This is a genomic window from Neobacillus drentensis (genome assembly GCF_036966985.1).
GTDB lineage: Bacteria > Bacillota > Bacilli > Bacillales > Cytobacillaceae > Neobacillus > Neobacillus drentensis_E.
In genome coordinates, this window is record NZ_JBALSN010000200.1 from 1 (window position 1) to 8,575 (window position 8,575).

Annotated in this window: 9 protein-coding genes; 1 reads left to right on the forward strand and 8 read right to left on the reverse strand. The window is 38.6% G+C overall.

All coding sequences use genetic code 11. The features are described from left to right. Positions 1–1,497, reverse strand: a 1,497-nt coding sequence (locus V7659_RS13645; RefSeq protein ID WP_335540450.1) for a YceG family protein, incomplete at its 3' end; no start/stop codon positions are given. A gap of 218 nt (positions 1,498–1,715) precedes the next feature. Here V7659_RS13645 and V7659_RS13650 point away from each other — a divergent pair. Then, positions 1,716–1,967, forward strand: a complete 252-nt coding sequence (locus V7659_RS13650; protein ID WP_335540451.1) for a hypothetical protein — start codon at positions 1,716–1,718, stop codon at positions 1,965–1,967. Here the strand turns inward: V7659_RS13650 and V7659_RS13655 are convergent. The 7 genes from V7659_RS13655 to V7659_RS13685 all read right to left on the reverse strand — a co-directional run. Further along, positions 1,957–2,757, reverse strand: coding sequence for a hypothetical protein (locus V7659_RS13655; protein ID WP_335540452.1), 801 nt, complete (start codon positions 2,755–2,757; stop codon positions 1,957–1,959). The genes V7659_RS13650 and V7659_RS13655 overlap by 11 nt on opposite strands. Continuing rightward, positions 2,754–3,875 carry a cysteine protease StiP family protein gene (locus V7659_RS13660; protein ID WP_335540453.1) on the reverse strand — a complete coding sequence of 374 codons (1,122 nt, stop codon included), beginning with the start codon at positions 3,873–3,875 and terminating at the stop codon, positions 2,754–2,756. The genes V7659_RS13655 and V7659_RS13660 overlap by 4 nt, the downstream gene beginning before the upstream one ends. After that, positions 3,856–5,232, reverse strand: coding sequence for a phosphoribosyltransferase family protein (locus V7659_RS13665; RefSeq protein WP_335540454.1), 1,377 nt, complete (start codon positions 5,230–5,232; stop codon positions 3,856–3,858). Before V7659_RS13665 ends, V7659_RS13660 begins: the two co-directional genes overlap by 20 nt. Next, positions 5,183–6,370 (reverse strand): HpcH/HpaI aldolase/citrate lyase family protein, encoded by a 1,188-nt coding sequence (locus V7659_RS13670; protein WP_335540455.1) that lies wholly within the window; start codon positions 6,368–6,370, stop codon positions 5,183–5,185. Before V7659_RS13670 ends, V7659_RS13665 begins: the two co-directional genes overlap by 50 nt. Before the next feature lie 75 nt (positions 6,371–6,445). Continuing rightward, positions 6,446–7,231 (reverse strand): TerC family protein, encoded by a 786-nt coding sequence (locus V7659_RS13675; RefSeq protein WP_283874729.1) that lies wholly within the window; start codon positions 7,229–7,231, stop codon positions 6,446–6,448. 81 nt (positions 7,232–7,312) lie between these two features. Next, entirely contained in the window at positions 7,313–7,894 is a 582-nt protein-coding gene (locus V7659_RS13680; protein ID WP_335540456.1) for a TerD family protein, read from the reverse strand. A 101-nt stretch (positions 7,895–7,995) separates the two neighbouring features. Next, on the reverse strand, positions 7,996–8,575 hold a 580-nt coding region (locus tag V7659_RS13685; protein WP_335540457.1), incomplete at its 5' end, for a YpjP family protein.

The following is an 8,575-nucleotide window of genomic DNA, read 5'->3' on the forward strand; positions in this document are numbered from 1 at the left end:
ATTATGGCCAGGAGGATTATAAAGGATGATATCGATCCCAAATTGATTTAAAAGTAAAAGTAGTGCTGCATCGGACCTTGTCAACATACCGGCTAATTCATTATTGAAAATGATTAACTTTGGTACATGTTGAGAGTAGTCAAATTTCTCAATCAACTGAATAATCGGTTTAGGCATAAACAAGGCCTGCGTAAATAAATACATTTTTACGTCTTCTATCGTTTCCGTTGGCAGGGGCTTTAAACCTGGTTTATCACATATTCTTCTTACCGCGTTAGCAATTCCCTTTTGTAAGCCGGTTGACAGGAACGAGTAAGGCCAATAATGTGACTTCATCATGATTTCAGGGTTAATAAAGCCATCCTTTCCATGTGCATTTCGATAATGAAAGCGAAAATCACTTGTGCTTTCCATCGTGATCGGCAGGCGTCGAATCAGTAAACTATGTTCTAATTCACTAAGTGATTGCAAGCGGTCCCAGTACTCTTTACGGTTCTTACTCACACCCTGAACCTTAGCAAAGATGGAAGGAATTTTAACTTGTCCGTTCCCTACCTCAAAATCTGGCCGAATCATTGCTATTTCTTTTCCAAGAATAAAAAGTTCATCATACGTGGTTTTTAACGTAATCGAAGACGGTGTGTAATCCCTTAATTGCCATGGCTTGTAAAGGCCAGAACCCTCTTGGTTTAAAATGGTCTCAATTTCTTTGGAGGCTCGGTAAGCAACCGTTGCTTTACGAGTGCGCTCTGCCTTAGGGAATGGTTCTGCAGGGATCCGATTAGGGTATTCATGAGAGAATATCGGCTCACTCATAATCCCTTCTAAGATATCCTTACCTTCTGGGTGGAAAATGACTAGATCACAGCCTAGCTTTATTAAATAATATAAAAAATATTGGTGACTTTTCTTAAAATCGCCATACCACAAAAATTTTGGCATTTCTTTTTGTGGATCGCACTTTTCCAAAACTGGCTCTAAATGATTGATAGACCATTTCACAAGATCAACCAGGACACGCCTTAAATCATGGTTGACTAAACCATCTTTTTCAATCTTCGCGAACATCTCTAATGTTGCAATCATCGCTTCGCGCAGTTTCCGATGAATAACTGGGACCCTGGATTTCAACAATAGCTGTTCCCCTTCAAGAAAAGCTGTGAATCGGTTGATGGACAGCTTTTGTTCTCTATGGATATTGATGACTTTTTGAATGGATTGAAAGTGATGGTTATTAATCGTTTTATCCAGTGACTCTTCACTTAATAAATGCAGATTCCATTCCGGAATATTCACATAATCAAAAAGCTGGTTATAATAGTGGTCCTGGTCGATAGGTATTCCAAGGAACTTCCCAATTACTTGCCCAATGTGAATGGTGCCATTTTCTAATGAATAATATGGCCGCTCTGGCAGTGGTTTCTTCAGCAATGCCTGCCAATTTTCATATGAAAGGGCGACAGGTTGGGCCTTTAACTGATTATATGATGGATTCATTCATAATCCCTTCCCTCTAGAAGCGAAAGCTTTTTTTTCAAGCGTTTAGAAAATTATGTAAGGTTTCCATAACATCATATCACAGTTATTTAATTGGTTCATTTGTTTATACGAAACTCCTTAAAAAATGTTTCATACAACAGGTATTTCCCTTATTTTTCACCTTTTTCCTTGTCCTTACATACTATTGAGTACTCACACTAAAGTAGGTGACTCAAATGCGTTTTTTATATAAGCGGCCGCGGATGGAGCAGATAAAAGAGGAATTGGATACCGTTATGGATGTAATGGTTTCCGATGTTTTTGTTTATCTTGATTTATTTGTTTTTAGTTTCATCTTTACGTTTCTACTATCTCCAATATTGCAATCATTAGCCTTGTCAGTCCTATTCTGCTTAGGAACGTATAGTTTATTTTCCTGTGTTTATTTTTTCGTTATTACCCGAAAAGAGAAAAAGATTAAACTCTAAGACGTAGCAGTTGTAGAAATTGCAGGATAATCTCCTCCCCTGCAACGATCCCCTTATTTTTTGTCAGAGTATAATCATTGGTGCCTGACACCTTTGCCAGTTCCCCATGGGCCGGGACAAAACGATAGTGGCAGTTTTTCAGAAAGTCCCAATCTAGTATGGAGTCCCCCGCACCAGCAATTACTTTCATTCCTTCTCGTTTTGAGATATATTCAAGTGCGTCTCCTTTGCTAATTGCTCGAGGGATAAAGTAGAGTTTTCTCCCTTGTAAGGAGATTCTCCATCCATTTAGAACTGCCACTTCATGAATCACTTGGAGATCAGAAGCAGGTGGAAGACTGTTTAAGATGAAATAGAAAAATAAATTCTCCGCCTGCTTCATATGCCCATCAAAGACGAAACCTTCCTTCTTCAGCTTAGTAAGCAGCACCTCTTGGGTAACTGATTCCTCAGTCATACGGTTGATGATATTTGTTGACCAATCTTTCAACAACATACCCTGATAAATGATATTGGCCCCATTTGAAGTGATTGCATATTTAATTGGAATGTCATCCTTAAAAATGTGAAAACGGTCAAATTGTTCCGTTGTCCTTGTGGTAACTGGAATAAATAAACTATTCATTGCTAACTTTTTTAATGCTGAATAGGATGATGTTGTCATATAGGCAACCCAGTCATCATCTTTTTTTTCAACGGGTTTAAGGACGAACGAATCATCTTTTCCCAGATCCTCGATCGCCCTTTTTGAATAAACCAATGTACGGTCAAGGTCAGATGCAAAAATCATACATTACTCCCCTTTACCGATTTAATTAAGCCGCAGCATAAATACTTTAAGTTTGGATATGGTACAACTTCTACTCCCTTTTCTTCTGCGAGCATCAGAATATGTTTGACGAATGGACTTGAAGGATCGCGCATCAGAATTTTCCATGGAACCCTGCGAAGCAATACTCTCGTTGTTTCGCCAACCCCTGGTTTAATAAAATGAGGGCTTTCAATTCCAAATTCAGTTTGAATTCGTTTAACGTCCTCCATCCCTAGGAATCCCGTTTCTATTCTATCGTCAACCATTTTTCGGGAGACTTCAGCCGCTTCCACAGAAATTCTTCCAAATTCCTTACTAATCAAATCAATATATTCATTGGAAACATCGATGGGAGTCAATTCCTGATAATACTTCGCTCCATGGAAATCATCCTTGCCGATATATAGATCATTTAAAACGGTTCTGCTTACCAACCCAGATACGGTTGAGTTAAGACAAGCACTTGGGATTAAAAAATCTTCCCTTGTTCCAAACAATGTCGTGCAGTAGCCGGGATCTGCAATTACTGCCAATGTGTCATCCAGTGGGACCCCGTATTGTTTTTTATACTTGTGACAGGCTTTTGCCAATTCTTTCGAAATGGCTCCCTTACCCGTCCATCCATCAACAAACTGAATTTCAGCATTAGGGTGTTGAGTTAAAATGTACTTCAAGGCATTTTCATCAATCCCTCTATCACGAATGATAGAAATACTATAATGTGGCACTGAAACATGGTAGTTCGTGTGTATATATCTTTTTATCAAGATTCCAACCGGTGTTCCTGCACGTGCAAGGGACACGAGGACAGTTTTATCACCTTTCGATTGATAGATTCGTTCTGCCACAATCCCGATGCATAAGGCCACTTTTTGCTTATATTCCTTAAGAGTGGACCAGAATAAATCTACATAGACTTTTGGCGGCTGGTACTCAATTGGTAACGATTCACTGTAGTGAACACCTGATTGAACCTTCATTTCCCGATTCTCTGTGGTATCCTCTAGGGAAATCTCACTTAAATCCTTTAATAGAAATTGAACGTCCTCCGCATTATAACTTCCGATGCTTGCTGGTTTATTGGTTGTGATTTTCATCTTGTTCCCCTCGATTATTAGAAAAATAGACGAGTCTAATCATCTTTATTTGTAATTTCTCCAGTTCTTTCAGAAGCGGCTGTATACTCTCTAATTCTACTTTTCTTTCCATGAAAACAAATAATTCATCGTAGAATCCTGGCGGGATGTTGTAAACAAAGTGGGTTATCGATAAGTCTTCCGGATTTGGAAAGGACGCTCCGAACCTTGCCCCATAACCCACTTTGTTTTCAATAAAGATAGGGCTGCGGGTGGTCGATTGATAAAATACTCCACTGCCCATTAGAGACGCGAGTTTCATGGGAAGATACATAAATTCTCCGGTTCCTAAGCAAAGAGTCCTATGCCCCGATCTTTTTTGATTCAATTCTGCCGCAGCTAGAGAGGCTTTCTGGTGAAGATAATTATTGTCTGAACTACTAAGACCAAATCGACCTGTTTCGTGTATAAATGCTGATTGATTCAATGGGTTATCCACAGAAAAGGTGGTGTTCGAAAAAAATAGAGATAGGTCAATCCATTCTAAGGATGCCTTAGCATAATCTTCACTTTCGATGATTGGTGAATGGTTCGCGATTTCTCGAATCTGCTTCACCTGGACAGTACCCGTTATCAGACTTACGACATTGATTTTTATACCAAGTTCCTGTTGAACCTGATGAAATCTTTTTCGATCCTGTTCTGAACGCCAATCCAAAATGGTAACGATCGTATATACTTTTCTCGGAAATTTGCTATGAATCGATTCGATAATATTTAAGGCCGTTTTTCCTGTGGTCAATTCATCATCAACAAGGATAATTTCTCGTCCATTTTGAATCATCTCTAACGGAATATAGCAGCGGTGGGATGTTGCATGAGAATGCTCTTCTTCAAAGGTAATTTCCGGGTTCACCTGCATGAGTTCTTCCCGAGTGGTATGGAAATATTCGGCGTTTTGAAAACAATCAAAGAAGGCATGACCCAGGGCTGTGGCTGTTTCAGCAAAGCCAATCACTACTGGACAAACATGTTCAGGAATAAACGCCTTACTCTTGTATAATTCTTCTCTATAAAAGGAGGTTAAGAGTTTCTCAGTTTCTACATATTTGGTTCCCCTAACCGTTTCTAAATATCTCGAACCAAGGAGAGCAGCAGTCAGCAGCCCTTTATGTGGGTTTATGGGTAAGTGTTTACCAAGCACTTTACTTACGAAAAGGAATGAACGCTTCTTATTGATCCTCGCAGCCATGGTAAATAACTCTTGAATTGGCAGCTCATACGGATTTTCAGTCACTTCTGTCTCGGTTTCAATCGAGTCTAAAATATTATACGTATACTTCTTTTTTGATAAGGTCAATGGTTGTGAATTCTTCATGCAGCACCCCGTACAACTTTGATTTTAAGATGGTTTTCTTAGCCCAATAATAGTGAGGTTTAATCTCATTCATTTTATTTGCAAAATTACTTTTCATCACGCCAATTTCCCCTGTTGCGGCTGCAATGATATTGCTGGCATCAATGAATTCTTCGTAGGAAACCACATTAAGGGCTTGAACGACTTTGATATGTGTGGGATGGATAATCGTTTTTCCTGTTAGCCCGTTTGCGATATCCATGAGGATTTCCTGAATTAATCCATCCATATGATCATCAATTAATTTTGCCCGCCATTTCAGCCCTTCATCACCATATCTTTCACGAAAAGGGGTTTGCCTTAACTGTGGCTTGAGCATTCTTTTTTTCGCAGAAAAATATTCCCATACTGGACCAGAAACAACGTAGGGACTGTCAAAACGTTGAAAGACATTGATTATATCAGAAATGCAGTCTCTCAAAACAGCTATATCATACACCGTTGTATCTGCACTTCGGCGTATTCCATATAATCCACAAAAATCGGTCGCCCCAATTCGGACATTTAGAACATGTTCCTTGTAGCGATCAAGTAGAGTTTTAATGCTTATTAATTCTTCCATTCTCGTTTCTTTTTGGATGACCTTGGCTGTCTCTAAAATGGGCATAGCATAAAATGGATGCTGCTTTGTATGTATTCGACTTACCTCTATTAATAGTTCTTCACCTGTTTTGGCACTGAATTTTGGAAGCACTACTCCTGTCAGGAGATGAATGGCATCAGCTAATTGAGCAGTTACCCTTTTAAACTGCTCAAGATTCCGAATTCGGATAAACATGAGTGGGAGATCCGTATAGCTTAGGAATCCCTTATTCATTTCAGCATGTAACTTTACCAATTCATGGATGAGCATTGCTTCCGCATCAGTTACCTCGTGATCCCCTACGGCATCTTCTAAGTCGATGACAAGAGAGGTTAATCCTTCATGCTTTTTGGATAGTATTTCTTGATGAATATTTGGGCGTGTCGCTGGCATATAAAGAGTAGCTCCTAAACCATAGGATAGGAGTTCACGGTTAGAATATTTAGTAAATGTCTGCGGTTTTTGAAAGAAGAAGCGTTTAATTTCATCCTGGTAAAAGTATGTAAAAAATTCCATAACCAATTTCTCCTCTTTTAAAGCTAAAAAATAGAGGAGACGGACTCTCGTCAGCTCCCCATTTTAATCAATAGATTATGATTGGTTTTCTTTACTGGCTTCCTTCTTCTTATTCATAAAGTGAACAATAAAGGTAGCTCCAAATGTTACAGCTAGAATGATAAAGAAATGTAATGATTCAATATGAATGTTGAATAACGGTAAGGTTAGAGCCATCTTAATAGAAATAATCAGGATTAAGATATATGCAGTGGTTTCAAGTTCCGGAATTCTGTCAATTAAGGTAAGGAATACACCAGCGACACCCCGCATCATTAACACACCAAGGATACCACCGACAAACAGAATCCAAACCTGGTTGCTGACCCCAAATGCAGCTAGAACGCTATCGACTGAGAAAGCAATATCCATTAATTCAACTGCTGCTACGGTTCCCCAGAAGGTGCCAAATAAACGTATAAGCAATCCGCCTTGATTAATTCCTTCTGCTTCCTCTTCATCATGACCTGTATCGCCTTTACGCTTATCGATGAAATACTTAATCGCTAACCAAGCAAGATATGCTGCCCCAAGAGCTTTGATGACCCAAAACTTGATTAAGTATACTCCAATTCCAATCGCGATAAATCGGAATATATATGCACCTAATAAACCATAGAATAAAGCTCTTTTCCGCTTTTCAGGCGGCAAGTGTTTAACCATTACGGCCAAAACAAGCGCATTATCCGCAGAAAGCAGCCCTTCTAAAATAATAAGAGTCCCAATAAGTCCCCAGCTGACCGGATCTGATAATATCTTACCCCACATATCTAAATCAAAAAATTGTGCATATGTGTCCAAGATATGATTAATAACTGACATTTAGAATAATTCCTCCCAAGTTGTTAAGAAAGTTTTTGTAAAAAGACCCAGAATGAAACTGGATCTTTTTACAAATAACAATTAACCAATTTGTAAGCCGAAGTCTGTAGCAAGTGCCGATAAACCGCCTTGATAGCCGCTGCCAATGGCACTGAATTTCCATTCACCATTGTGGCGATATAATTCCCCGACAACAATGGCTGTTTCAATTGAGAAGTCTTCACCTAAATCATAGCGAATTAATTCTTCTCCATTGGCTTCATTATAGATACGGGCATAGGCATTTGAAACCTGACCAAAGTTTTGGTTTCTGCTATCAGCATCATGAATCGTAATCGTAAAGGCAATCCGTTGAATATTAGCAGGGATCGATGTAAGATTTACTTTCACACCCTCATCATCACCATCTCCAGCACCCGTGCGATTATCACCAGTATGTACAACAGCACCATTTGCTCCTTGAGGATTATTATAGAAAATAAAGTCAGTTTCATTTGTTACTTTTCCATTTTCTCCTAATAAGAAAACAGATGAATCTAAATCAAAATCATTACCGCCATCATATTTATTAGTGTCCCATCCAAGTCCAACTACCACGTTTGATAATCCTGGATTGGTTTTTGTTAAATCCACTTTTTGACCTTTTGATAAACTTACTGCCATTTTTCATTCCTCCATTTTAGGTAATAGTCTATTTACGAGTTTGTCATAAAAAGGTTTCAATTATTATAATAAATTTTTTTTGTGCTTATTAGCAAATCACTTTAACTCATCCATTTGGGTGGTGTATTTTTAGCCCAATAAATGGCACCTAATTCATGATGATTCTGGAAATCATCATGATAGGTGTGATAATGAAAATTAAACCAATAGCCTTCTTGTGGCGGATTATCCCGTCTCACATGGAATCGAAGGACATCTTTACCGGTTCCTCGATTATTAATATTAAATATTTTCTCCGAATGGCCTGCCCCAGGATGTTCGGTAATAGTGAGATTTTTTAAATCTTCTTCAGGAAATTGAATGGCCATTTCCTCAAGAGCTCTTTCGATATTCGGTAAAATAATTTCTTTGAATTCATTTTCGATGACAGGCTTTATTTTAGTACCAAATTTCTGATAGGACTGGATTTCTGCCTGTTTCATCAGTTCCTCTATAAATTTATCTCTATCAAACTCCGCCGTTTCCTCAAAAGTGTTCACTTTTCCAAAGGCATTTTCTGTTGACGGGGCTTCAAACGCATCACGATCCGTGAGATTCTCTGCGTTTATATGGTCTATTAATTGTGTTGGTGTAACAAGTCCAAAAGTTAAAACGGATATTAGTACAAATAACGTTTTACGA